The organism is Flavobacterium sp. AK-301, assembly GCF_058310215.1.
Genome location: NZ_JBZEES010000006.1, coordinates 1 through 25,730 on the forward strand (window position 1 = coordinate 1; position 25,730 = coordinate 25,730).

At 33.6% G+C, this 25,730-nt stretch carries 25 protein-coding genes; 14 read left to right on the forward strand and 11 right to left on the reverse strand.

Features of this window, described 5'->3' with window-relative positions; all coding sequences use genetic code 11:
• Positions 1-272: 272 nt before the first annotated feature.
• Complete coding sequence (locus AC4FQX_RS09900; RefSeq protein ID WP_491167531.1) at positions 273-1,433, forward strand: MFS transporter; 1,161 nt, start codon at positions 273-275, stop codon at positions 1,431-1,433.
• A gap of 81 nt (positions 1,434-1,514) precedes the next feature.
• Positions 1,515-2,447, forward strand: a complete 933-nt coding sequence (locus AC4FQX_RS09905) for a peptidylprolyl isomerase (RefSeq protein WP_491167532.1) — start codon at positions 1,515-1,517, stop codon at positions 2,445-2,447.
• Between the two features lie 302 nt (positions 2,448-2,749).
• Here AC4FQX_RS09905 and AC4FQX_RS09910 read toward each other — a convergent pair whose 3' ends face one another.
• Positions 2,750-4,306 (reverse strand): FMN-binding glutamate synthase family protein, encoded by a 1,557-nt coding sequence (locus AC4FQX_RS09910; protein WP_491167533.1) that lies wholly within the window; start codon positions 4,304-4,306, stop codon positions 2,750-2,752.
• A gap of 330 nt (positions 4,307-4,636) precedes the next feature.
• Complete coding sequence (locus AC4FQX_RS09915) at positions 4,637-5,191, reverse strand: thioredoxin family protein (RefSeq protein ID WP_491167534.1); 555 nt, start codon at positions 5,189-5,191, stop codon at positions 4,637-4,639.
• 125 nt (positions 5,192-5,316) lie between these two features.
• On the opposite strand from AC4FQX_RS09915, the gene AC4FQX_RS09920 reads away from it, so the two are divergent.
• Positions 5,317-5,652: a tRNA-binding protein gene (locus AC4FQX_RS09920; RefSeq protein ID WP_491167660.1), complete on the forward strand. Its 336-nt coding sequence runs from the start codon at positions 5,317-5,319 to the stop codon at positions 5,650-5,652.
• A gap of 28 nt (positions 5,653-5,680) precedes the next feature.
• Here AC4FQX_RS09920 and AC4FQX_RS09925 read toward each other — a convergent pair whose 3' ends face one another.
• On the reverse strand, positions 5,681-6,061 hold the full coding sequence (locus AC4FQX_RS09925) for a PUR family DNA/RNA-binding protein (protein ID WP_491167535.1): 381 nt from the start codon (positions 6,059-6,061) through the stop codon (positions 5,681-5,683).
• 71 nt (positions 6,062-6,132) lie between these two features.
• Positions 6,133-7,893: an ABC transporter ATP-binding protein gene (locus AC4FQX_RS09930; protein WP_491167536.1), complete on the reverse strand. Its 1,761-nt coding sequence runs from the start codon at positions 7,891-7,893 to the stop codon at positions 6,133-6,135.
• 203 nt (positions 7,894-8,096) lie between these two features.
• On the opposite strand from AC4FQX_RS09930, the gene AC4FQX_RS09935 reads away from it, so the two are divergent.
• From AC4FQX_RS09935 to AC4FQX_RS09955, 5 genes are all read left to right on the forward strand, one after another.
• On the forward strand, positions 8,097-9,200 hold the full coding sequence (locus AC4FQX_RS09935; RefSeq protein WP_491167537.1) for a Glu/Leu/Phe/Val dehydrogenase dimerization domain-containing protein: 1,104 nt from the start codon (positions 8,097-8,099) through the stop codon (positions 9,198-9,200).
• Positions 9,201-9,314: 114 nt separating this feature from the next.
• Positions 9,315-10,226 (forward strand): transcription antitermination factor NusB, encoded by a 912-nt coding sequence (gene nusB, locus AC4FQX_RS09940; RefSeq protein WP_491167661.1) that lies wholly within the window; start codon positions 9,315-9,317, stop codon positions 10,224-10,226.
• A 19-nt stretch (positions 10,227-10,245) separates the two neighbouring features.
• Positions 10,246-10,704, forward strand: coding sequence for a DUF1573 domain-containing protein (locus tag AC4FQX_RS09945; protein ID WP_491167538.1), 459 nt, complete (start codon positions 10,246-10,248; stop codon positions 10,702-10,704).
• 24 nt (positions 10,705-10,728) lie between these two features.
• Complete coding sequence (gene yajC, locus AC4FQX_RS09950; protein WP_491167539.1) at positions 10,729-11,022, forward strand: preprotein translocase subunit YajC; 294 nt, start codon at positions 10,729-10,731, stop codon at positions 11,020-11,022.
• 422 nt (positions 11,023-11,444) lie between these two features.
• Complete coding sequence (locus AC4FQX_RS09955; RefSeq protein WP_491167540.1) at positions 11,445-12,437, forward strand: alpha/beta hydrolase family protein; 993 nt, start codon at positions 11,445-11,447, stop codon at positions 12,435-12,437.
• A gap of 63 nt (positions 12,438-12,500) precedes the next feature.
• Here AC4FQX_RS09955 and pepT read toward each other — a convergent pair whose 3' ends face one another.
• From pepT to AC4FQX_RS09970, 3 genes are read right to left on the reverse strand one after another with little or no spacing between them, the layout of a single operon-like run.
• A complete protein-coding gene (gene pepT / locus AC4FQX_RS09960; RefSeq protein WP_491167541.1) occupies positions 12,501-13,748 on the reverse strand; it encodes a peptidase T in 1,248 nt (415 codons plus the stop codon).
• Between the two features lie 59 nt (positions 13,749-13,807).
• Positions 13,808-14,626 (reverse strand): 4,5-DOPA-extradiol-dioxygenase, encoded by an 819-nt coding sequence (gene ygiD, locus AC4FQX_RS09965; protein ID WP_491167542.1) that lies wholly within the window; start codon positions 14,624-14,626, stop codon positions 13,808-13,810.
• A gap of 19 nt (positions 14,627-14,645) precedes the next feature.
• The gene (locus AC4FQX_RS09970; protein ID WP_491167543.1) at positions 14,646-15,110 is read right to left on the reverse strand and encodes a DUF6896 domain-containing protein; all 465 of its coding nucleotides are present in this window, start codon (positions 15,108-15,110) and stop codon (positions 14,646-14,648) included.
• Positions 15,111-15,429: 319 nt separating this feature from the next.
• On the opposite strand from AC4FQX_RS09970, the gene AC4FQX_RS09975 reads away from it, so the two are divergent.
• The 6 genes from AC4FQX_RS09975 (at position 15,430) to AC4FQX_RS10000 (ending at position 20,682) form a co-directional block, all read left to right on the forward strand.
• The gene (locus tag AC4FQX_RS09975) at positions 15,430-16,449 is read left to right on the forward strand and encodes a quinone-dependent dihydroorotate dehydrogenase (RefSeq protein WP_491167544.1); all 1,020 of its coding nucleotides are present in this window, start codon (positions 15,430-15,432) and stop codon (positions 16,447-16,449) included.
• A gap of 65 nt (positions 16,450-16,514) precedes the next feature.
• A complete protein-coding gene (locus tag AC4FQX_RS09980; protein WP_491167545.1) occupies positions 16,515-17,378 on the forward strand; it encodes a hydroxymethylglutaryl-CoA lyase in 864 nt (287 codons plus the stop codon).
• Positions 17,379-17,738: 360 nt separating this feature from the next.
• A complete protein-coding gene (gene guaB, locus AC4FQX_RS09985) occupies positions 17,739-19,211 on the forward strand; it encodes an IMP dehydrogenase (protein WP_491167546.1) in 1,473 nt (490 codons plus the stop codon).
• Between the two features lie 263 nt (positions 19,212-19,474).
• Positions 19,475-19,879, forward strand: a complete 405-nt coding sequence (locus tag AC4FQX_RS09990) for a HEPN domain-containing protein (protein ID WP_491167547.1) — start codon at positions 19,475-19,477, stop codon at positions 19,877-19,879.
• Positions 19,879-20,256, forward strand: coding sequence for a hypothetical protein (locus tag AC4FQX_RS09995; RefSeq protein WP_491167548.1), 378 nt, complete (start codon positions 19,879-19,881; stop codon positions 20,254-20,256). The genes AC4FQX_RS09990 and AC4FQX_RS09995 overlap by 1 nt, the downstream gene beginning before the upstream one ends.
• A 6-nt stretch (positions 20,257-20,262) precedes the next feature.
• On the forward strand, positions 20,263-20,682 hold the full coding sequence (locus tag AC4FQX_RS10000) for a hypothetical protein (RefSeq protein WP_491167549.1): 420 nt from the start codon (positions 20,263-20,265) through the stop codon (positions 20,680-20,682).
• A gap of 332 nt (positions 20,683-21,014) precedes the next feature.
• Here the strand turns inward: AC4FQX_RS10000 and purB are convergent, their stop codons facing one another.
• The 4 genes from purB to AC4FQX_RS10020 form a co-directional block, all read right to left on the reverse strand.
• Entirely contained in the window at positions 21,015-22,361 is a 1,347-nt protein-coding gene (gene purB, locus AC4FQX_RS10005) for an adenylosuccinate lyase (RefSeq protein ID WP_491167550.1), read from the reverse strand.
• 124 nt (positions 22,362-22,485) lie between these two features.
• Complete coding sequence (locus AC4FQX_RS10010; protein ID WP_491167551.1) at positions 22,486-23,841, reverse strand: acyl-CoA dehydrogenase family protein; 1,356 nt, start codon at positions 23,839-23,841, stop codon at positions 22,486-22,488.
• Positions 23,842-24,182: 341 nt separating this feature from the next.
• Positions 24,183-24,887 carry an SIR2 family NAD-dependent protein deacylase gene (locus AC4FQX_RS10015; RefSeq protein WP_491167552.1) on the reverse strand — a complete coding sequence of 235 codons (705 nt, stop codon included), beginning with the start codon at positions 24,885-24,887 and terminating at the stop codon, positions 24,183-24,185.
• A 12-nt stretch (positions 24,888-24,899) separates the two neighbouring features.
• A complete protein-coding gene (locus AC4FQX_RS10020; RefSeq protein WP_491167553.1) occupies positions 24,900-25,691 on the reverse strand; it encodes an anti-sigma factor in 792 nt (263 codons plus the stop codon).
• Positions 25,692-25,730: the final 39 nt, after the last annotated feature.

A 25,730-nucleotide genomic window follows, 5' to 3' on the forward strand; every position in this document is an offset into this window, starting at 1 on the left:
TATATTTTGAGGCGTTAAACAATCTGTTTTCAAAGACTTTATTCTCAACGATATAAAATAGGAGTTGTATAGAAATAAGTTTACATAAAAAGGGTAAAAATGTGGAAAGATATTCAAAATGAACATCTTCAAACTAGCGATCCAAAAACCTAAATTTTACATTATTTATAATTTAAAATATCCTAATGAAATTAAACGGGGATAGATTCAGAAAAAAGGTTTTATGAATTTTTTATGATTTCTGTATGCCGTCTTTTTTGTTTCTTTGTGCCATGAGTTTATCAAAATCAGATGTAGGATTTATGGCAGTTTGCACAGGTCTTATAGTTGCGAATTTATATTACTGTCAGCCATTAATTATTCTTATTGCAAAAGAATTTGGCGTAGCAGAAGATTATGCAGGATCCGTCACCTATTTAACACAGGCAGGTTACGCGATTGGAATGTTTTTTATGATTCCTTTAGGGGATAAATTAGAAAGGAAACAACAGATATTATATACCACTCTGGCAGCAGTAGTAGCGCTTGTTATTGCAGCAGTAGCCCAAAATTTTCTAGTATTACAGATTGCTTCTTTTTTAATAGGAGCTTTTTCGATTGTTCCACAATTGATTTTACCTATGGCAGCGGCACTTGCTTCACCGGAACAGAGAGGTAAAGTAATTGGTACAATAATGAGTGGACTTTTGGTAGGGATTCTTATTTCCAGAACAGTTAGTGGTATTATTGGAGCAACATGGATAGGGTGGAGAGGAATGTTTTGGATTGCTGCAGGAGTTTGTTTAATAATTTTCTTTATCATTCAGAGACGTTTACCGATTAATAAACCCGATTTTAAAGGAAGCTATGGTGATTTACTTCGTTCTTTATTTGTGCTGATAAAAGAACAGCCCGTATTAAGAGAAGCATCAGTGATAAATGCTTTGTGTTTTGCCCAGTTTGGAGCTTTCTGGACAGTAATGGTTTTATTATTATCAGCAGAACCATTCGGCTATAATAGTGCAACTATCGGAGCTTTAGGGATTGTAGGAGCATCCGGAGCATTAGCAGCACCATTAGTTGGTAAATTTGGAGACAAAGGTAACCCCCGTATTATTATCGGGTATGGTTGTTTGCTGATCTTACTGAGTTTTATTGTTTACTACTTTTCAGCAACAAGTTTAACAGGAATCATCATAGGAATTATTCTAATGGATATAGGTCTGCAGTCTGTGCATGTATCTAATCAGACGAGAGTATATTCTTTCCTGCCGGAAGCCAGAAACCGAATGAATACAGTATTTATGTCCTTTAGTTTTTTAGGTACAGCTTTTGGATCCGCTTTTGGATTATTCCTGTGGAAGATTGATGGATGGTCTGCTTTTAGTTTGGGATGTATTGGTCTTTCTTTTATTTCCCTTTCTATTTATGCGTTAACCTTTAAGAGAAAATAGAGATTGTAATGTACTATTTTGAAATCGTCAGATTTATAAATAAGCCTTATATTTGTAGTTTAATTATAATATAATAATAATATGCAAGACGGAATATACGCTAAGTTTAATACTTCCAAAGGAGCTATTTTAGTAAAATTAGCTTATGATAAAACACCGGGAACAGTTGGTAACTTTGTTGCTTTAGCTGAAGGTAATTTAGAAAATAAAGCAAGACCACAGGGCAAACCCTATTATGACGGTCTTAAATTCCATAGAGTTATTCCTGATTTTATGATACAGGGAGGTTGTCCTCAGGGAACAGGAACGGGCGGACCGGGATATCAGTTTGATGATGAGTTTCATCCGGAATTGAGACATAACGGACCAGGGGTTTTAGCAATGGCTAATTCAGGACCCGGAAGTAATGGTTCTCAATTTTATATTACACATATTGCTACAGACTGGTTAGACAATAAACATACTGTTTTTGGTAATGTTGTTGAAGGACAGGATATAGTAGATGCAATTGCTCAAGGAGACATTATTGAAAGTATCGAGATACTGAGAGAAGGAGAAGAAGCTAAAAAATGGAATGCTGTTGAAGCTTTCAGAGTGTTTGAAGGTTCCAGAGCAAAACGTGAAGAGGAAACAAAAAAACAAGCAGAAGCAGCTATGGAAAAATTAGCAGCCGGTTTTGATAAAACAGAAAGCGGATTGCGTTATAAGATAATTCAGAAAGGAAACGGAGTAAAAGCAGAAAATGGTAAAACGGTTTCTGTTCATTATACAGGTTCTTTAGATAACGGAACCGTATTTGATTCTTCTTATAAAAGAAAACAGCCTATTGATTTCCCTTTAGGAAAAGGAAATGTAATCCAGGGATGGGATGAAGGTATTGCTTTATTACAAGTAGGAGATAAAGCTCGTTTTGTAATTCCATCACATTTAGCATATGGTTCTCGTGGTGCAGGAGGAGTAATTCCACCGGACGCAACACTGATCTTTGATGTTGAATTAATGGCAGTAAAATAATACTGATTCAGTAAAGAATAGAAAAGGTATCCATCGGGATACCTTTTTTTGTTTTCATAGTTTTTTTGTAAAATGTAAAATGTGAGAAGTAAGACGACGATACAATTTCCCCTCCTTCGGAGGGGTGCCCAAAGGGCGGGGTGGTTTTTTAGTTGATAGTTTTCGGAAACTGTAAACTGAATACTCCTTTACTGCTCAGCTGCCTTTCAGTCTTTCTACATTCAGACATTGGACCAAAAAACCTCTTATAAATAAAAAAATCCTCATAATTGAGGATTTTTTTATTTATAAGAGGTTTTTTCTTAGTTTGCCGATACTGGGCTTTTAAGCGGATTCTTTTGTTTAAAATAGATTTCAGCAAAACTCATATTAATATCCTTATCAGTCTTTTTATAGAACATCTTAGGAGTAATTTGTTTAGGCGTTTCACAACCACATGCTCCGATGAAATCAGCTAATGCTTTCATGGTATTTTTATGGAAGTTAGCAACACGTTCACTTTTATCTGTAATATCAATACCTTTATAAAGTGTTCTATCCTGTGTAGCAATACCTACAGGGCATTTACCGCTGTCACATCTTAAAGCCTGAATACATCCTAAAGAGAACATCATTCCTCTTGCGCTATAACAAGCATCAGCACCAAGAGAAATAGCTTTTGCTAAATCAAAAGCAGTAATTACTTTACCGGAAGCTAATATTTTTACCTGATCGCGTAATCCATATTCTTTTAATACTTTAGTAGCAAATACCAGAGCATCAGAAAGCGCCATTCCCATGTAATCTATGAACTCTAACGGAGCAGCACCTGTACCACCCTCAGCACCATCAATAGTGATAAAGTCCGGAACAATTCCTGTTTCAAGCATTGCTTTTACAACATCTGTAAATTCATCCTGACGACCAATACAGATTTTGAAACCGATAGGTTTCCCACCAGATAGTTTTTTCAGGTTATTTAGAAAGTACATCATTTCTGTAGCATTACTGAATGCTGTATGAGAAGAAGGAGAGTGTACAGTAGTAAAAGGTTTGATATGTCTGATCGCAGCAATTTCAGGAGTGTTTTTTTCCGCAGGCAGTAGTCCGCCATGTCCCGGTTTAGCTCCCTGAGAAAGTTTAAGTTCGATCATTTTAATGTTAGGACGTTCTGCATTTTTAGCAAACAATTCACCAGAAAAGGTTCCGTCTTCATTACGACATCCAAAATAACCAGTTCCGATCTGCCAGATCACATCTGCACCCTGTAAATGATAATCACTTACACCACCTTCACCCGTATTATGTGCAAAACCACCTTTCATAGCTCCTTTATTAAGAGAAGTTATAGCTGTTTTACTTAATGCTCCGTAACTCATGGCTCCAATATTAAGGATACTGGCGCTATAAGGCTGTTTACATTGAGTATTACCAATAGTTACTCTGAAGTCTTTATAATCTGCATGTTTTGGATAAATAGAATGAGCAACCCATTCATATCCTACACGATTCGGATCATCCTGCATTCCAAAAGAAATAGTTTGTTTATCGTTTTTTGCTCTTTGGTAAACAATAGAACGCTGACGTCTGTTGAATGGTTTCCCATCTAATTCTCCTTCAAAGAAGTATTGTCTGAATTCCGGTCGTACTGATTCGAATAAATAACGTAATTGTCCGATGATAGGATAGTTACGTCTGATAGCATGTTTACTCTGCATGGTGTCATATGCTACTGCAACAATTAGCAGTACAGGAATGATTAGCCATGCCGGCGATACGTGATTGTTGAAAATCAGTGATGCAGTTATAGCAAAAATTGAGATTACTATAATCCATGCAATTTGTCTTACTGATAACTTCGGTTGAATTTTAATACTCATGGTACATGAAGAATTAATATGAATTGTTTTTTTTATTTTTATTTATTGGTTGCGTGTGGCTGTGAGTAACTATAACTATTGTTCTTATTAAGAACGGATATAGTTATACTTTAGTCTATAGGTATAAAATTGAATGAATATACTTGGGGTTTTACTCTTGCAGGTGCAGGTAAAATACGATTCTCTGAGGGTACTATTTGTGATATAGATATTTTCATATGTTTCTAATACGGGACAAAATTAACGAATATATAGAAACAAACAAATATTATGCCATCAAAATGACAATCGTCTAATAATTATTAATTTTTTGATGAGAATTTATAATAATTATTTCCATTTAATATTACAGCCAATGCTTGGTTTCTGATTGTTGTTCAGCTTTCTGTTATATAATAAGGCATCTATTGCATTTCTCAGGTCGCTTCCGCTTACAGGAATACCATTTCCCGGTCTAGAATCATCCAACTGACCACGATAGATTAATCGGTCTCTGGAATCAAACAGATAAAAATCCGGAGTACATGCGGCATCATATGCTTTAGCAACATCTTGACTTTCATCGTACAGATATGGGAATTCAATTTTATTCTGAAAAGCAAATTCGGTCATTAAGTCAGGGCCGTCCTGAGGATATTTTACGATATCATTACTGCTGATTGCAATGATACCGAGTCCTTGGACACGATAATCGTTTGCTATCATGACAATTTCATCTATTACATGTAATACAAAAGGGCAGTGGTTACAGATGAAAAGAACCAATGTACCTCTACTTCCTTTAAGTTCTTCAAAAGAGTATTGGTAATTAGAATTTGTATCCATTAGTTTAAAATCAGGAGCTTTTGTTCCGATCGGTAACATATTAGAAGGTGTATCTGCCATTTTAGTGTATTAATTTTTACTAAAATACGATAAAAATAATGGTTTTGAAAATGCTTTTCTTATATAATTTGTAAATTAGACTTTAATCTTGAAAATGAATAAATATAAATTTTAAACAGATATAAATTATGCTTACTTGGGATGATTTTGAAAAAGTAGAAATGCGTGTCGGAACCGTTTTATCAGTAGAGGATTTTCCTCAGGCGAAAAAACCGGCTTATCAGCTGACAATAGATTTTGGTACTGAAACAGGGATACGAAAAACTTCGGCTCAGATTACAAAACGATATAATAAGGAAGAGCTACTAAACAGGCAAGTTGTTGCGGTGGTTAATTTTCCTAAAAAACAAATTGCTAATTTTATGAGTGAGTGCCTGATTTTGGGAGCAGTAGGGAATGAGGGAGATATTATTTTACTGCAACCGGAATCAAAAATCGAGAATGGATTAAGAATAGGGTAAAAAAAACTGCCTCGAGGGCAGTTTTTAATTAAATATCTTCAAAGTTTATGTCAGTGAAATTTTCTGTTGACGGAATAGTATCTTCCGTTTTCTCATTTCCGTAATATTCCTTTTTGAAGTCTTTTTGGTGTCTTTCAGAGATTACCTCTTCACCTTTATGATTTAAAACATAAGAAGTCATTTCTTCAAGAATTTCTCCAAAAGCAGCAAAATCTTCTTTATACAAGTAAATCTTGTGTTTTTTAAAATGGAAAGATCCATCCTCTTCAGTAAATTTTTTACTTTCAGTAATTGTTATGTAATAATCATCTGCCTTAGTAGCTCTTACATCAAAGAAATACGTTCTTCTTCCAGCTCTCAATACTTTAGAAAAAATCTCTTCTTTTTCTAACATTTCTTTTTCACTCATAATCCTTCTGTCAATTAAAATTTGGTTAAGTATAATCAAAAATCCAAAAAAAAACTTAACAAAACAACAAATTACGGTAATTCTTTTTCCGAAAGTTGTTTTAAATAAATCTTTTTATAGTATCCTTCTATGTTTATTAGTTGATTATGAGAGCCTTGTTGTATTATTTCTCCTTCTTCTAAAATGATTATTTTATCTGCGTTTCTTGCAGATGAAACACGATGACTTACTATAATTGTGGTTTTATCTTTGCAAATCATAAGTAAATTGGATAAAATAGCTTCTTCTGTTTCTGTATCGACAGCAGATAGACAATCATCTAATAATAAAATATCAGGATTCTTTATAATAGCTCTTGCTATAGAAATACGCTGTTTCTGCCCTCCCGAAAGTGTGATTCCTCTTTCACCCAGAATAGTATCATATTGTAGATTGAAAGCAGTAATGTTATCGTGGACAACAGCACTTCTGGCAGCAGTAATAATTTCTTCATCTGTTGCATCTTCTTTACCGAATTTGATGTTATTCCTGATTGTATCGGAAAAAAGAAAAGCATCCTGAGGTACAACACCTATACTGTTGCGCAGGTCATGCAGATTCAGGGTACTGATTTCTTTGTTGTCTATAGTGATTTCTCCTTTATTGACATCATAAAGTCGGCTTATTAGTGAAAGAATACTTGATTTTCCTGAGCCTGTTTTACCCAGAATAGCCAATGTTTCTCCTTTTTTTACAGAAAAAGAAATATTTTTAAGAGCAGTTATATTAGTGTCTTCATAAGTGAGGGTAACATTATTAAAAGAAATGGCACCTTCTATTTTACTTGGTTCATTTGTTTTTGTTTTTATCTCGGGTTCTATTTTTAAGAACTCATTGATACGTTTTTGGGAAGCCTCTGCCTCCTGAACCATTGAAGATACCCAGCCTAATGATGCTACCGGCCAGGTAAGCATGTTTACATAGAGTATGAATTGTGCGATTGTTCCTATGCTTTTTATACTACCATTGATATACATCATACCTCCGGCATAGATTACTACTAAACTGCTTAAGCCTATTAATAAGATCATTAACGGACCAAAATAGGCATTTACTTTAGCCAGACTCATATTCTTTACTCTACTTTCTTCAGATAATTCAGCAAAATCGTTTTGTGTTTTACTCTCGATACTGTAAGCTTTAATAACTCTGATTCCGGAAAACATTTCCTGAGAAAAACTCGATAGTTTAGACAGGTTTTGTTGGTATATGGTACTTCTTTTATTGATTTCCGTACTTAATTTAAAAATACTGTAGGATAGTAATGGTAAAGGTAATAGAGTATATAAGGTCAGCTTTGGGGAGATGATATACATTTGTATAATTACTACAGCAAAACGGATAAAGGTGTTAAGTGTATACATAACAGCAGGTCCAACATACATTCTTACTTTTCCAACATCTTCGCTGATACGGTTCATTAAATCTCCGGTTCTGTTTTTCTTGTAAAAACTTTGTGAAAGATTCTCATATTGTCTGAAAACTTCATTTTTTAGATCAAATTCTACATAACGGGACATTACAATCAAAGTCTGTCGCATTAAAAAGGTCAGAAATCCAGCAATAATAGTGGTTGCTAAAATGAGTAAGATGTTTTTTAGAAGTTCGGTTTTAATAAGAGAAGAGCTTACTGTATTGTCTTTAGAAAAGGATTCAATAGCATTTATTGAATCACCTACAAGTTGAGGGGTTACTAAAGAGAAAAATTGAGCTATAATTGTAATTAAAATACCGATAAGAAAACGATATTTATATTTTATGAAATATTTGTTTAAATACTGAAGTTCTTTCATTGTTGCTGAATTACTTTGTCTGAAAAATTATAAATTATAGTTAATTAAGCGTCCTTCCTATTATAATTTAGTTTCTGTATAAAAATTAAATTATTAATGTATTGCTAATAATTGTCGATATTATTGTTGTTTTCTGAATTTAATCCTAAATTTGTTTTGAGTTTTTGAAAAATTATAAATCTAACCTAATTAAAACATTTGGTATGGTAACAGAAGTCACTAAGGCAAATGAACTACACAAAATTGATCCGGTTTTTGGACAATTATCATTTGATAATCATGAGCAAATTGTATTTTGTCACGACAAAGATACTGGTTTAAAAGCAATAATTGGTATTCATAATACAGTTTTAGGACCTGCTTTAGGAGGAACCAGAATCTGGAATTATGCAAACGAATGGGAAGCTTTGAATGATGTACTAAGGCTTTCACGCGGAATGACTTATAAATCTGCAATTACCGGATTAAATTTAGGCGGAGGTAAAGCAGTAATTATAGGTGATGCGAAAAAAGATAAAACACCTGAAATGATACGCAAATTCGGAGAATATATTCATTCTCTAAGCGGTAAATATATTACAGCAGAAGATGTGGGGTCTACTACTCAGGATATGGATATCATCAGAGATGTTACGCCTTATGTTACCGGTATATCTGAATCCAGGGGCGGATCAGGAAATCCTTCTCCTGTGACTGCTTATGGTGTTTTTATGGGTTTAAAAGCTGCTGCTAAATACCAGTTTGGTACTGATATTCTTGATGGTAAAAAAGTTTTAGTACAGGGGATTGGACATGTAGGAGAAATTCTGGTTAATTATCTGACAAAAGAAGGTGCAGTTGTTCAGATTTCTGATATTAATGAAGCAAGATTAAAAGAAGTTGGTGAAAAATATGGTGCAACCATTTTTACAGGAAGTGATTTATACAGTGCAGATGTAGATATTTATTCTCCTTGTGCACTCGGAGCAACCATTAATGATGATACTGTAAACAGGATTAAAGCTAAAGTAATTGCAGGAGCTGCAAACAACCAGTTAGCAAATGATATTATTCATGGTCAGATCCTTAAGAAAAGAGGTATTTCATATGCACCGGATTTCCTTATCAATGCAGGTGGAATTATAAATGTTTATGGAGAAATAGCAGGGTATGGTAAGGCAGAAGCAATGAAAAGAACAGAAAATATTTATAATACTACATTGGAGATATTTTCTCATTCAGAAAAGAACGGTATTACTACACAACAAGCAGCAATGAAAATTGCTCAGGAGCGTATTGACGCCAGAAAAAAAGAAAGTGCTAAATAATTAACTGTTTTCAATATTATTTCTATTTTTGTAAGGCGAAAGATTTCTTTCGCTTTACTAATTTTAAATGTTCTTACAAAGGTGTTAAATAGAAGACATATTCGTGTTAAGGTGATGCAATCAATATATGCGATGCATCAAAACAATTCAGACAATCTTGAGAAACAGGAAAAATTCCTTTTTCATAGTATTGAAAATATTCAGGATTTATATCTCACTATGCTATCTTCTCTTATAGAAATCAAAGGTGTAGAAGAGGATTTCTTAGAAAAATCCAGTAAAAAACATCTTGTAACCAGCGAAGAAAAAAATCCCAACAGAAAATTCGTCAATAATGGAATTCTTCAGCTGCTGACAGATAATAATGCTCTTAGTATAGTTCTGGAAGAAAGAAAAATAAATAATTGGAAATTAAATGACGATTATATTATTATCCTTCTGGAAGAGATAAAAAAAAGCAGTCTGTATGAGAATTATATGAGCAATCGTATTAATAATTTTCAGGAAGATAAAAATTTTATTATTGATCTGTTTACAGAAATTATTGCTCCAAATGAAAAACTGTATGATTATATAGAAGATCATAAGCTTACATGGGTAGATGATGTTCCGTTAGTAAACACGGCTATTGTTAAACATTTAAGACAACTTAAAGAAGACGATAATAATCCTTCCTTTGTTTCCAGATTATACAAAGATTCTGATGATAAGGATTTTGTGAGAGATTTATTCAGAAAAACAGTACTGAATGAAGTAGAATTATCTAAAGAGTTTATTGATAAGACACCAAACTGGGATGCAGAAAGAATAGCAGAGATAGATACAATTATCCTAAAAATGGCTATTTGTGAGTTTTTAAAATTCCCTTCTATCCCTGTAAAAGTGACAATTAACGAATATTTAGAAATTGCGAAGGAATATTCTACTCCAAAAAGTAGTATTTTTATCAACGGAATTTTGGATAATATAATCAAGGAATACCAGACTAATAATAAATTAATCAAAACCGGTAGAGGTTTAATGTAGAATTATTAATATAAAAATTATGATTAAAAACACTGTTTGTTTATTAGCTATTGCATCATTAGTGCTGACCACTTCCTGCAAAAAAGAAGGTGCAGCTGCAAAAATTAATGATGCTAATTTAGAAGTTGTTCAGAAAGAAGTTGCCGAAGCAAAATTTCCGGTAATGAAATTTGATGTAACAGAACACGATTTTGGTGTAATTAATGAAGGAGATAAAGTTGAAACCGTTTTTAAATTTAAAAATGAAGGAGATTCAGAACTTTTACTGATAAACGCCGAAGCTTCTTGCGGATGTACTGTTCCTGAATATCCTAAAACGCCTATTAAACCAGGAGAAACCGGAGAAATAAAAGTTTCTTTCGATTCAAATGGTAAACCGGGACAACAGCTGAAAACAGTAACCGTTACAACTAATACTGCTACAGGTTCTGAAAAAATAAATATTAAAGCTACTGTAACTCCAAAAGCTGGAAAATAATAGGTAGCATCTCTAAACTCAATTATGGAACAAATTACACAATTCGCCCCTTTCTTATTAATGTTTGTAGTCGTATATTTTTTTATGATCCGACCACAACAAAAAAGACAAAAATTAGAAAAACAATTTGAAAATGACCTGAAAGTAGGTGATAAAATTATCACTAAAAGCGGGTTACACGGAAAAATTTCTGAAATCGCTGAAGGTACAGGAACTGTAGTTATTGAAACAATGGCAGGAAAGTTAAAAATGGAACGTTCTGCTATTTCTATGGAAATGAGTGCTAAATTAAATGCGCCCTCTGTAGTAAAGAAATAATATTTAAAAGTCTCTATTTATAAAAAATGTCTAAAAAAGAATCTAACTTTTTTAGACATTTTTTATAAATAGAAAACAAAAATACGATCATCCCTTTAAACTTTATTTAGTAAATACAACTATCAATAGAGAAGAGAAGGCTCTGTAATAAGATCTTCAAAAGCATATGGGAATTAAAAAAAGAAGAACAAATCAATAGATTGTTTTGAAGTAGAACAGATTATATCTAAAAACCAATATAGCTTTATAAGAAGGTCAGGTTTCGTAAAGATAATTATACATAAATATTTATTAAAATCTATAAGTACAGATAAAGGGTAAACAAACTCAAAAAAGAGGTTGAAGTATCAAAAAGAGCTGATAAAGATGATTTAGGTATAAATAAATTATAGAATAGATAAGATTAATTAAAAAGTTTAAAAATGAAAAATAATATTAAAAAGATAATATCTTTATTTTCTGTTTTTTCAGGAGTATTGTTTATAATATTAGTTTACTCCTGTAAAAATTCAAGACAGGATTTAGAAGTAGAGAATATTGATTTAAAAACAGCTCGTTCTAATTTTAAGACAAAGATTGTTGATCATAGTTTTATTGGAGACGGAGTTCCTGCTGTTCCTCCAAAAGAAATACTTGAATTAATTTATTATCCTGCAGAAGACGGGGATATGGCTTCTTATATTACACCTGATCCTAAAGACGGGAAAAAATATCCGGCACTTATATGGGTACATGGAGGATATGGCGGAATAGGTGATTTCTTTTGGGAACCACAATCAGAAGACAATGATCAGAGCGGAAGAGTTATCCGGGAATCAGGTATTGTTATGATGATTCCAAGTTTTAGAGCAGAGAATGATAATCCCGGAAACTATGAAATGTTTTATGGAGAAATAAATGATTTGGAATCCGCCAGAGAATATTTAGCTAAGCTTCCTTATGTAGATCCAAACAGAATTTATTTAGCAGGACATAGTACAGGAGGAACAACAGCTTTACTAGGAAGTGAGTTTTCTAAAGGATTCAGAGCTGTATTTTCATTAGGTGGTATACCGGATTTAAAACTTCGCCTTGAAGCAGGATCAATGATGGTTAAGGTTCCTTTTGATCAAAATGATACAGAAGAATTTAGACTTCGTTCTCCGGGGACATTTATAAAGTCATTTACTTCTCCGACTTTTTATTTTGAAGGAGAAGATTCCTGGTGGTATGAATTTGATGATATACAAAAAATAGCAACAGAAAATAATATTCCGTTCTATTCCTATAAAATACAGAATGCTGATCACTTTAATGTAATAGTACCTGTAACAAAAGTAATTGCTAAAAAGATTTTAGCAGATACAGGAGATAATGTAAATATAAAAATAGACGCGTCTGATGTAAAATGGATTGAAGAAAACGTAGTAAATTAAACTTGTTTTAGAAGAAGATAAATGAAACAAAAAAGTCCCGATTTATCGGGACTTTTTTTATGCTTATAAGGATTTCTTTTGAGCCGTTAATTCTGCAATTTTCACAATTACTTCAACAGCTTTCTGCATACTTTCAACCGGAACATATTCATATTTTCCATGAAAATTATGTCCTCCTGCAAATATATTAGGACAAGGTAACCCCATATAGGACAGCTGACAACCATCCGTTCCACCACGTATCGGCTTAATGATTGGTTTAATTCCCACCTCTTTCATTGCTTTTTCTGCAACTTCCACAATATGAATTACAGGTTCTACCTTTTCCTTCATATTATAATACTGATCTTTGATCTCAACCGAAACAATATCTCCGCCAAATTGTTTGGCATATTTTTTATTGAGTTTCTTTACTATTTTTTCGATTAACTGTTTTCTCTTTTCAAATTTATTTTTGTGATGATCACGGATAATTAGTTCCAGAACAGTTTCTTCTATTTCCCCTTTAATATGGTTGATATGGAAAAATCCTTCATATCCTTTTGTTAATTCAGGAACTTCTTCCGGAGGTAATTTTTTAATAAATTTATTTGCGATTAGTAAAGAGTTGATCATTTTTCCTTTTGCATAACCGGGATGAACACTTTTCCCTTTAAAAGTAATCTTTGCTCCGGCAGCATTAAAATTTTCATATTCCAGTTCACCGATCTGACTTCCGTCCATAGTGTACGCCCATTCGGCACCAAATTTCTTTACGTCAAATTTATGTGCACCACGACCTATTTCTTCATCAGGAGTAAATCCCACTCTGATCTTTCCATGTTTAATTTCCGGATTTTTGATCAGATATTCCATTGCTGTAACAATTTCAGTAATACCGGCTTTATCATCAGCACCCAGAAGAGTTGTTCCGTCTGTAGTAATTAGGGTCTGACCGATATATTGAAGCATATCTTTAAAGTAATTAGGAGAAAGAATAATGTTCTGTTTTTTATTCAGAATAATATCTTTTCCATCATAATTTTTCACGATCTGAGGCTTTACATTTGCTCCAGTAAAATCAGGAGTAGTGTCAAAATGTGCAATGAATCCGATTGTAGGAACAGGATAATCCACATTACTTGGCAGAGTAGCCATAATATAGGCATTCTCGTCAATTGTTACTTCCTGCATGCCAATAGCTTTTAATTCTTCAACTAATTTATTAGCAAGATCCCATTGTTTTTTTGTGCTTGGAGTGGTATCTGAATTGGGATCAGATTCAGTATCAACTGTAACGTAACTTATAAAGCGGTCTATAATTTGCTGCATGACTGGTTTTATTTTATTTTTCACAAAGGTACAAATTAGAAAATCAATTTTTTATATTCTTAAGCAATGATTAGTGAAGTCATAGCAATAGATCCCATAACGTTAGTATCATTAAAAAGGATTATATTTTCATTTTTTTCTTTTAAAGCCAGGGTATAGAGCATAGGTAAATAATGTTCAGGAGTGGGTATCGAAAGTTCAAATGCTTTTCCTAGTGTTTTATAATTAATCAGATCTTTATGATTATTATCCATGATCAGATTTTTCATTTTAGAGTTTGCTTCTTCTGCCCAGTCATATCCGCTTTCCGGATTTCTCCAGTCTATTACTCTGAGATTATGAACAATATTACCACTTCCTATAATTAAAACTCCTTTTTTTCGAAGTGCAGCCAGTTCTTTACCCAGTTCATAATGATACTGAGGAGTCTGATAATAATTAAGACTCATTTGGATAACAGGAATATCTGCATCAGGATAAAGATGCCTAATGACACTCCATGCACCATGATCGAGTCCCCATTCGTGATCCAGTTCTATTTCTGTTTTTGTAATAAGGCTTTTGGTTTCCATGGCTAGTTCAGGGTTTCCGGGAGCAGGATATTCCACATCAAAAAGAGCTTGTGGAAATCCGCCGAAGTCATGAATAGTTATCGGATTTTTCATTGCTGTTATATGTGTTCCCTGTGTTTCCCAATGTGCTGAAATACAAAGAATAGTATTAGGTTTAGGAAGTGATTGTCCTAAAATATTCCAGTTTTGAGTAAATCCATTTTCTTCAATTGCATTCATCGGACTGCCATGTCCAAGGAAAAGTGCAGGCATTTGCGAAGTACTTTTAAAAGTCTGTGCCAGTTTACTCAAATCGTTTAGTTTCATATCAAAAAATATTTGATAATTAGTGGTTTACAGATGATATTTGCTTGTTACGATATTCGCAGCCACCTATATACTGAAGAATATTTTGTTTTTCAAACTTTTCAAATAATGCTGATATTTCTTGAAAAGGCTGTTGAAAGCGTTCTGCCAGATACTGAACCTCTTTTGTTGATTTTAAGAATAAATAGAAAAAATAAGGATCCAGATTTTCAACAGACTCTTTATTTCCCAATGAAACCTCTATTTCCTGATGGGTTATTTCATTTACAAACAAACAGTGTTCTCCGTGAACACTGTAATACCAGTTTTCTGATAAGAGTTCTTTTTCATCATTCTGAATTTCAAAATAATTTCCTTTTTGGATCTCTTCTATTTTAGGCTGATCTGTTTCCTGTATTAGTTTATCTATAAGATAATAAGCAAGTTCTTTATGTAAATCCATAGCGTGAAGGAAATCCTCCGTTTCTTTTTTAGTTAACTCCATCTTTATTCTGAATCATTTTTTTTCATTTCATAAAGTTACTATATTCTCATAGGTAAAAAAAGAAGTACTCTGTTTAAAGTTGAAGGTCTAAAGTTCACTAAGTAATGAAAAGTATTCAGTTTACAGTTCCAGTACGCAGTATTTGGGAAAACCTTGCGACCTTTGTGCGAATCTTTGCGTGTATATCGTAAATATCTTTTTTCTTGTCTCTTGATTCTTTCTTATAAAATATCGTATCTCAAATATCGTATATCGTAAATATTTTGTTTCTCCCTATCAAAACTAATATCTATTTTTGCTGAAACAACACTACTATAAGATGTATAAATTATTGATTCGCCCAATACTTTTTTGCTTTGATCCGGAAAAAGTACACTATTTTACCTTTGCTGTTATTCGTTTTTGGAACAAGATACCTGGGTTTTCAGGTTTGTTCAGAGCAATATATGAAGTAAAAGATTCAAGATTAGAAAGAGAAGTTTTCGGATTAAAGTTTAAAAATCCGGTGGGTTTAGCAGCAGGATTTGATAAAGATGCAAAAATGTATTATGAATTGTCTAATCTGGGTTTTGGTTTTATCGAAATCGGAACTTTAACCCCAAAACCACAAGAAGGAAATCCAAAGAAGCGTTTATTTCGTTTAAAATCCGATAGTGCCATTATTAATCGAATGGGATTTAATAACGGAGGTGTTCAGGAAGCCGTAATCCGATTAAAAAAAAACAAAGGAGTACTAATAGGAGGGAATATTGGAAAGAATAAAGTAACTCCTAACGAAGAAGCCGTTAAAGATTATGAGATATGCTTTGATGCCCTGTACGATTATGTCGACTATTTCGTAGTAAATGTAAGTTCTCCAAATACACCAAATCTACGTGCTTTACAGGACAAAGAACCGCTAACACAATTGCTACAGACTTTACAGAATAAAAACACAGCGAAACCAAAGGCAAAACCGATTCTGTTAAAAATTGCTCCAGATCTGACAGACGAACAATTACTTGATATTATAGATATTATTGCAGTTACTAAAATTGCAGGAATTATAGCAACCAATACAACTATTTCCAGAGAAGGATTGATCTCTGAGGTACAGAATGAAGCAGGAGGATTAAGCGGTAAACCATTAACAAAACGATCAACAGACGTAATTCGTTTCTTATCAGAGAAAAGCAATAAAGCTTTTCCGATTATTGGAGTAGGCGGAATTCATACTCCCGAAGATGCCATTGAAAAACTAGAAGCAGGAGCAACTTTAGTTCAGCTTTATACCGGGTTTATTTACGAAGGTCCCATATTGATTAAAAAGATCAATAAAGCAATTTTAAATAAAGAATAAAAAACTTTTTCTGTTTTATTAAAACGATTTTGTACAATCCGATACTTTCTTATCTTTGGGATTCTATGAAACAGGTGAAAATTATAGAATGTCCCCGTGATGCCATGCAAGGCATTAAGATGTTTATTCCTACCGATAAAAAGATACAGTATATACAATCTTTATTACGTGTTGGATTCGATACAATTGATTTTGGAAGTTTTGTATCCCCTAAAGCTATTCCTCAAATGGAAGACACTGCTACTGTTTTGGCAGGTTTAGACCTGTCCCAAACTAAGAGTAAATTACTTGCTATTATAGCAAATACAAGAGGAGCAGAACAGGCAGCAGAACACGAATCTATTCGGTATCTCGGATATCCTTTTTCTATCTCCGAGAATTTCCAGATGCGTAACACCCATAAAACCATTGCCGAATCACTAATTATATTACAGGAGATTCTCGAAATTGCCAATAAAAGCAATAAAGAAGTAGTTGCCTATCTATCCATGGGATTTGGGAACCCCTATGGGGATCCCTGGAATGTAGATATTGTAGGAGAGTGGACCGAAAAACTATCTATTATGGGAGTAAAAATACTCTCTTTATCTGATACAGTAGGAAGTTCAACACCCGATGTAATAGATTACTTGTTTTCTAATTTGATCCCTAAATATCCCGAAATTGAATTCGGAGCACATTTGCATACTACACCTGAGAAATGGTTTGAGAAAATGGATGCCGCTTATAAAGCAGGATGCAGGCGATTTGATGGAGCCATTCAAGGTTTTGGAGGTTGCCCGATGGCAAAAGATGACCTTACCGGAAATATGCCTACCGAAAGAATGCTATCCTATTTTACAACTATGAAAGAGAATATAAATACTAGTCCGATGAGTTTTGAATCTTCCTATAATGAAGCAACCAAACTGTTTGGAGCATTTCACTAGTCGTTTAGTTGATAGTTTACAATTGATAATTGATAGTTTTTGTAAAATGTTTTTTAGTAAAAAGTGAAATGACGATACGTATTCCCCTCCTTCGGAGGGGTGCCCGCAGGGCGGGGTGGGTTCTTAGTGAATAGTTTTGTACCTGATTGAATACTGTGCCTGAGCACTTTTACAGTATAGTGAGTTGTGATTTAGATTATATCATACATGCAGTTTAGCAGATTGTTTTTAATTTCTTACCTTTCATAAAAACTATCAATTATAAATTGATTTTCGCTTTTCACAAAAAACATTTTATTTTTTTACTTTTCACGTTTTATTTTTAAGTATATTTGCATGCAATTTAACTACAAATTGCACATGAAAGCACACAATTCAAAAATTATAGGTGAAGGATTAACATACGATGATGTATTATTAGTTCCTAACTTTTCCGAAGTTCTTCCACGCGAAGTAAGTATTCAGTCTAAATTTTCCAGAAATATAACACTTAATGTACCAATAGTATCCGCTGCTATGGATACCGTAACAGAAAGCGCGATGGCTATTGCTATGGCACAAGAAGGCGGTATCGGAGTTTTACATAAAAATATGAGTATTGAACAGCAGGCAGCCGAAGTTCGCAAAGTAAAAAGAGCAGAATCAGGAATGATTATTGATCCCGTTACTTTAACCCTATCTGCAACCGTTGCTGATGCAAAAGCCTGTATGAAAGAATACAGTATCGGAGGTATTCCGATTGTAGACGATGAAGGAACACTAAAAGGAATCGTCACCAATCGTGACCTTCGTTTCGAAAAAAACAGTATCCGTCCCATTGTTGAAGTAATGACGACAGAGAATTTAGTTACTGCAGCAGAAGGAACCTCGCTTGACGAAGCAGAAGTGATTTTACAAGGACATAAAATAGAAAAACTACCCGTAGTTAATAAAGATTATAAATTAGTAGGTTTGATTACTTTCAGAGATATTACAAAACTAATTCAGAAACCGATTTCTAATAAAGATGTTTACGGACGATTAAGAGTAGCCGCTGCCATTGGTGTTACCGGTGATGCCGTTCAGAGAGCAGAAGCTCTGGTACATGCAGGAGTAGACGCTTTAATTATTGATACCGCTCACGGACATACAAAAGGTGTGGTGTCCGTATTAAAAGAAATCAAAAGCAGGTTTAAGGAAGTAGATGTTATTGTAGGTAATATTGCTACGCCCGAAGCAGCCTTATATTTAGTAGAAAATGGAGCAGATGCCGTTAAAGTAGGTATCGGACCAGGTTCAATTTGTACAACCCGTGTTGTAGCAGGAGTTGGTTTCCCTCAGTTTTCAGCAGTATTAGAAGTTGCAGCAGCAATCAAAGGTACAGGAGTTCCGGTTATTGCAGATGGTGGTATCCGTTATACAGGAGATATCCCAAAAGCACTTGCCGCAGGAGCAGACTGTGTCATGTTAGGTTCTCTGCTTGCAGGAACAAAAGAATCACCAGGAGAAACCATTATTTTTGAAGGAAGAAAATTCAAATCCTATCGTGGAATGGGTTCCGTTGAAGCCATGAAAGAAGGCTCAAAAGACCGTTATTTCCAAGATGTCGAAGACGATGTTAAAAAACTAGTTCCCGAAGGAATCGTAGGACGCGTACCATACAAAGGAGAACTGAATGAAAGTATGCTTCAGTTTATTGGTGGTTTAAGAGCCGGTATGGGGTATTGCGGAGCAAAAGACATTCCTACATTAAAAGAAACCGGGCGTTTTGTCAGAATCACTTCCAGTGGTATCAATGAAAGCCATCCTCATAACGTTACCATTACAAAAGAAGCACCTAATTATTCAAGATAAAATACAGATATAATTTACGATATTATGCTTTTAGCTCGTGAAATTATTGTACATTAGTCAGGGAAAACTATTTATATCTACTAAGTAGATAAATTTTTAAGAATAGGAAAATAATAGTAGGATACTAATTATTTTAAATATGGATAAATTAAAGTATTATAAAAGTTAACATAATTAAAAATAAGTTTTACATTTGATTTGTTAAAAATCCTTAAAATAGGATTGTATTTATAATACTATAATAATTTTGAACAGATTTTAAATTGAGTAACCTAAAAGAGAAATCAAATTTTAATATTGATTCAGCTGAAGAGTTAATAAAGAATAATTTTTATGCATCTAGTGTCCATTGTTCCTATTACGGTTGTTTTCAGTTTATGAAGTATACCCTAAAATGTTACAGGAATATAGCTTATAAAGATATAGAAATGGAATGTTTGAGCTATCGAGCAGGGACTCATGGCTATATAATACATAAAATATTAGAAGATTTTAAAAAAGAAGTTGAGTTTAGAGAGTATGTAACTTTAAAAAGAAAGATTGCTGAGTTAAAAGAATGTAGGATTCAGTCGGATTACTATAATATTCAAATACTATCTGATAGTAGTGAAGAGTGCTTATCTAATAGCAGATTTATTATTCAATCACTTAAAAATAAATTAAACTAATGACATCAATAGAATATATAATAAATACATTAAAAGAGCTTCATGCTAAATTTCCTGATTCTAATATTAGATATGAATATAGAAAAAATTCTATGTCACATTTATTAGAAGTAACCCCTTTAGAATTTTATAATAGTGAAATATATATGAAGGCTGAAATTGATTTTGAAGAAAAATTTCAAAATCTTTTCCCTTTAGAGAATATTATATTTATTTCTGATGACTCTATAAATAAAATTTCTTCTTGTATTTTTGAGTTGTACAGTGAAAAAAAGGGAAGTTTTATAACAAGTTCTACATCAATTGAATCGTTTTCTGTTCAGGGATTTTTTAATGATGAATATTCAGGAGAAGATAATTATGCATTAGCAGCTTAAAAAATCATGAGTACTATTTCCAAATTTCAATTTGAAGGTTACAGAATTAAAAGATCATTAATAGAATTAGAACAGGATTCCGATTTCTCTAAGTTAGAGATTAATTTTAAAGTATCCGGAGTGGTTCAGATGACCGATAGTGTATTTTTATTAAATATAGAATTGAATATATTTAATGAAGAAGAAGATTTAAATATTGAAGTTGAGGCTATTGGGAAATATAAATTTGAAGCTATTGATACTATTGATGATATAAGTAATTATTTTTATTTGAATTCATCAGCTATTCTTTTTCCATATTTAAGAGCCTATATTTCTACTTTAACAAATTTGTCAGGAAATAGAAGTATTACTCTTCCTACTATGAATTTAACAAGTTTAGCAGAAGAGCTAAAAACAAATACTAGAGTAGTAGAAGTAGAGTAGTCTAAAAAATATTCTTCACACAGCACTAGCTACAAGGTCTTTTTTAACCTTGTAGGAAAATCATAAATCTCTTTTTTCTTGATTTTTTCTTCTTTTCTCTAAATCGTATATCAACTATCGTAAATCGTATATAAAAAAAACTACAAGGTCTTTTTTGACTTTGTAAATCTATCGGATATACAAAATACGTTTTTAAGATTTATTTTATCCTAACAGGTTTTTTTAACCTGTTAGGTATTATTAAGTTATTGAATATACGATATTTGATTTAGAATCAGAAGTATACGATACGAACTATCAATTATCAATTAAAAACTATCAACTATTATAAATTAGTTGATTCCCAAATAATTACTAGGTGTAATATTCAGTAATTCCTTTTTAATATCATTAGAGACTTCTAATGATTCAATAAAAGCATGAATGGACTTTTTATTGATAGCTTCATTTGTTCTCGTTAAACCTTTCAGTGCCTCATAAGGATTTGGATACCCTTCTCTTCTTAAAATCGTCTGAATTGCCTCAGCAACAACCGCCCAGTTTTTCTCCAGATCCTCTTCAAATTTATCGGCATTTAAAAGTAATTTGTTCAATCCCTTTAAAGTAGCCTCAAAAGCAATAAGCGTATGCCCGAGTGGAACGCCGATGTTTCTTAGAACAGTACTGTCCGTTAAATCACGCTGTAGTCTTGACAAAGGTAACTTAGCAGATAAATGTTCAAACAAGGCGTTAGCAATACCCAAGTTTCCTTCCGAATTTTCGAAGTCAATAGGATTTACTTTATGTGGCATAGCAGAAGAACCTATTTCGCCTTCCTTTATTTTTTGTTTAAAATAGTCCATAGATACATACGTCCATATATCCCTGTCCAGATCCATGACAATAGTGTTAATTCTTTTCAGCGCATCGAAGAAAGCAGCAAAATGATCGTAGTGTTCAATCTGCGTTGTAGGATAAGAATGATGTAAGCCTAAAATACCCTCTACAAAATCAGTCCCGAATTTTTTCCAGTCTGTCTGTGGATACGCCACATGATGAGCGTTATAGTTCCCTGTTGCACCGCCAAATTTAGCAGCAAAAGGGACATTAAACAATAAACGCATCTGTTCCTCCAGTCGTTCCGTAAAAACACCGATTTCCTTCCCTAAACGAGTAGGAGAAGCAGGTTGCCCGTGAGTACGAGCCAGCATTGGAATATTTTTCCATTCCGTACTCAGTTCCTTTAATTTCGCTACCAGACCAATTAAAGATTTGATATAGACCTGTTCAAAAGCCTCTTTAGTAGAAAGAGGAATAGCAGTATTATTAATATCCTGAGACGTTAATCCAAAATGGATAAATTCTTTATATTTAGATAAATTTAATTTTTCAAAAGCAGCTTTAATAAAATATTCTACAGCCTTAACATCATGATTCGTTGTTTTCTCAATTTCTTTAATTGCCGTTGCATCCTGTTCTGAAAAGTTGATATAGATTGCTCTTAGTTTCTCAAACAAAGAAGAATCCACTCCTTTAAGCTGAGGTAACGGTAATTCGCACAGAGCAATAAAATATTCGATTTCTACCTGTACTCTGTATTTGATAAGAGCCTTTTCAGAGAAAAAAGGAACAAGTGAAACCGTTTTACTTCGGTAACGACCATCTATAGGCGAAATAGCGTTTAATTCATTTAGTGACATAGTAGTTGTGTTGTTTTTTAATAATGCGAATATAAACTATCTCAGTGAAGAATAAAAGTCTGTCATAATGCTATTTTTGAGAAATTTTTTAATAGTTTCCTTTTTAATTCTGTGAGTTTCTTTTTTAAACAAAAGCACTATGTCCTGTAATTGCTTTTCCTACAATCAGGGAATTAACCTCTTTCGTTCCCTCATAAGAATAGATTGCCTCAGCATCCGCTACAAATCGGGCGATATCATATTCCAGAAGGATTCCGTTTCCTCCAAAGAGTTCACGAGAATGTCCCACAATATCCCGCATTCTCGAAGTACAAAATACCTTAGCGAGAGAAGCATGTTCATCCGCGAGGTCTCCGTTGTCCTGCATTACAGACAATCGGTATACCATAGCCTGCATAGCAGTCAGATCCCCCAGCATTGAAACCAATAATCCCTGTACCAGTTGAAAACCGGCAATAGGTCTACCGAATTGTTTTCGTTCATTTGTATATTTTAAAGCCAGTTCGTAAGCCCCTCTGGCACAGCCAACAGCTTGCCAGGCTACCCCCGCACGTGTCATACGCAATACCTTAGCAGTATCTTTAAAAGAATTAGCTTCCTGAAGTCTGTCACTTTCAGGGATTTTACAGTTTGTTAAGGTGATCAGACCGTTTTGTACAGTACGTAAAGCCATTTTATCTTTCATTTTTTCGACTGCAAAACCCGGATTTTCTTTTCTGACGATAAACCCTTTTACCTGATTATCATCAAGATCTCTTGCCCAGATAATCGTAATATCCGAAAAGGTCGAATTACCGATCCATTTTTTCTGACCGTTCAGTATCCATTCTTCCCCTTCCTTTTTACAAGTTGTCGTTAAACCACCTGCTGTTCCCGAGCCTACCAAAGGTTCCGTAAGACCAAAAGCTCCGATTACTTCTATTTTTTGCATCAGAGGAAGCCATTCCTCTTTTTGTTTTTCAGAACCACATAAATAAATCGATCCCATTGCCAGACCGCTCTGCACTCCAAAAAAAGTTGAAATAGAACTATCCACTCTCGCCATTTCCATTGCCAGAAAACCTTCCAGTAAAGCAGAATGTCCCGGACAGCCGTATCCCCGATAAGTCAATCCTGTAATATTTAATTTCGCCATTTTCGGGATAATATGCATTGGGAATTCTGCCTTATTCCAGTATTCATTTGCAATAGGTTTAATTTCAGTTTGCATAAATTCCCGAACTTTCAGCACTATTTCTCTTTCATGCGGTGGCAGAGTTGTTCCCAGTTCGTAGAAATCACCATTGATTTCAGGAATTACATGTTCTTTTCCTGCCGCACTCATTACTTTCATCATTTTGGTCAGATCAGCATCGCTCATTTTAGAAAAACTGTCCATTACTTTAGCAAGGTCTACTTTTTGGGACAGTGCATTTAGTTTTTCAAAATCAAGATGACTTATAATATTTTTTATTGTAGAAAAGGATTTTAATATGCTCATAACGGTTTTGTTTTTGGAGATATCCTAAAGTACAAAATATCAGGTACATATTCCTTTTAGAAGTTCAATTTTATAATAAAGTTATGTATTTAGTAATTTGATTGTTTGATGGTTAGAAAAAAGAGGATACCAAAAAGTTACATTATCAAATAATTATTAAGAAAATCAATACCTAACAGGTTTTTTTAACCTGTTAGGATATAAACGGAATTAAAATCAAACAGAAATAAAAACAAAACAGTATTATCCTAACAGGTTTTTTTAACCTGTTAGGTATTTTGCAAAATAACACATCTAAAGTAGTGGTAAAAAAAGAAAGAAGATACCAAAAAGTTGGATCATCAAACAATCGAACTATCCAATAATCCGGAATCCAGTATTTTTTGTAAACCGACAGAAGCGGATTCTGCAATAACAGTAATATTATTTTTCGGATTCCGGATAATTGCAGGATTAGTATCAATATAATAGACAGGAATTTCAGGAGCAACAAAATCCATTAAACCCGCTGCAGGATATACCTGAAGAGAAGTACCGATAATCAGTAATATATCCGCTTGTTCAGTAATTGTAACCGCTTGTTCAATAGCGGGAACATCTTCTCCAAACCATACAATATGAGGGCGGAGCTGACTCTGTTTTTCACACAAATCACCTATAAGAATATCATTATAACATTCATATACCAAATGTTCCTCCTTTGTACTTCGCATTTTTAAAAGTTCACCATGTAAATGCAGAATAGTTGTACTACCCGCTCTTTCATGCAGATCATCAACATTCTGAGTAATGATAGAAACATCAAATGTTTTTTCCAGACCGGAAAGTAGCTGATGCGCTTTATTAGGATGAACCTCTAAGAGTTGCTGTCTTCTTTTATTATAAAAATCAAGAACCAGTTCAGGGTTATTGCTCCAGCCCGCAGGTGAGGCAACTTCCATAATATCATGACCTTCCCATAAACCGTCACTGTCTCTGAATGTTTTTATACCACTTTCCGCACTTATTCCTGCCCCCGTAAGTACTACTAATTTTTTTTTTGTCAAAACAATAGTTTTTTAAATCTTTCCTAATGTATATAACTGATCTAATGAAGGAGAAGCACTTCCCCCGGCGGGTTCCAGTGTTATGCCAAAAGCCTCTGCATGTTCAACAGGGTCAACAGAAAAAACATGCTGTTCATTAGTAGCAAAATCATTTAGTAACCCGATATTTTTAGGAGTAAGAGGATTTAAGTTTAAAGCCCATACCTGATATACTTTACCTTCAGGAGGTTCGGGTAATCCCGCAGCATCAATATACACCGTTTGTTTCTCTTTATTCCAGTATACTTTTGCAGAAGCGTTAGGACTGATTTGTTGTCCTTCCAGTCTTATAACATTGTTTTTATCATCCCTGATAATAGCAAGGACAGTCTCATTCTGCTGATTCTTCAATTCCAGTTTTACAACATTTTCCTGTAACTGATTTTTTTCAATTTCTCCTGCTGTGATCTGAGTTCTGGCAGTACGTATGGTGCTGTATTGGTATCCTATTCCCAGTAATAAAAGAAAAGCAACTGCCCAGCCTATATACTGAGACCGATCAACGTTGTTTTTTGAATTCAGACGTATGATTGGGTTTTTTTTCCTTGCCGTTTGTTTTTTTATCTTTTCATAATTTTTAGCAGATAAATGAGGAGCTGTACCGGACGCCAGACCCTTGGCTATTTTTTCTATAGATTCGATTTCTGCCCTTATTTCAGGATATTTTTCCGCCATTTTAGTAACCTCTTTATTTTCAGTTTCATTTAATTTACCGAAAACATAAAGTTCTAAAATTCCGGATTCTATATATTCTTTGGTTTCCATAATTGTTGTTGTGATTTTATAATTTCAAATATATATTTA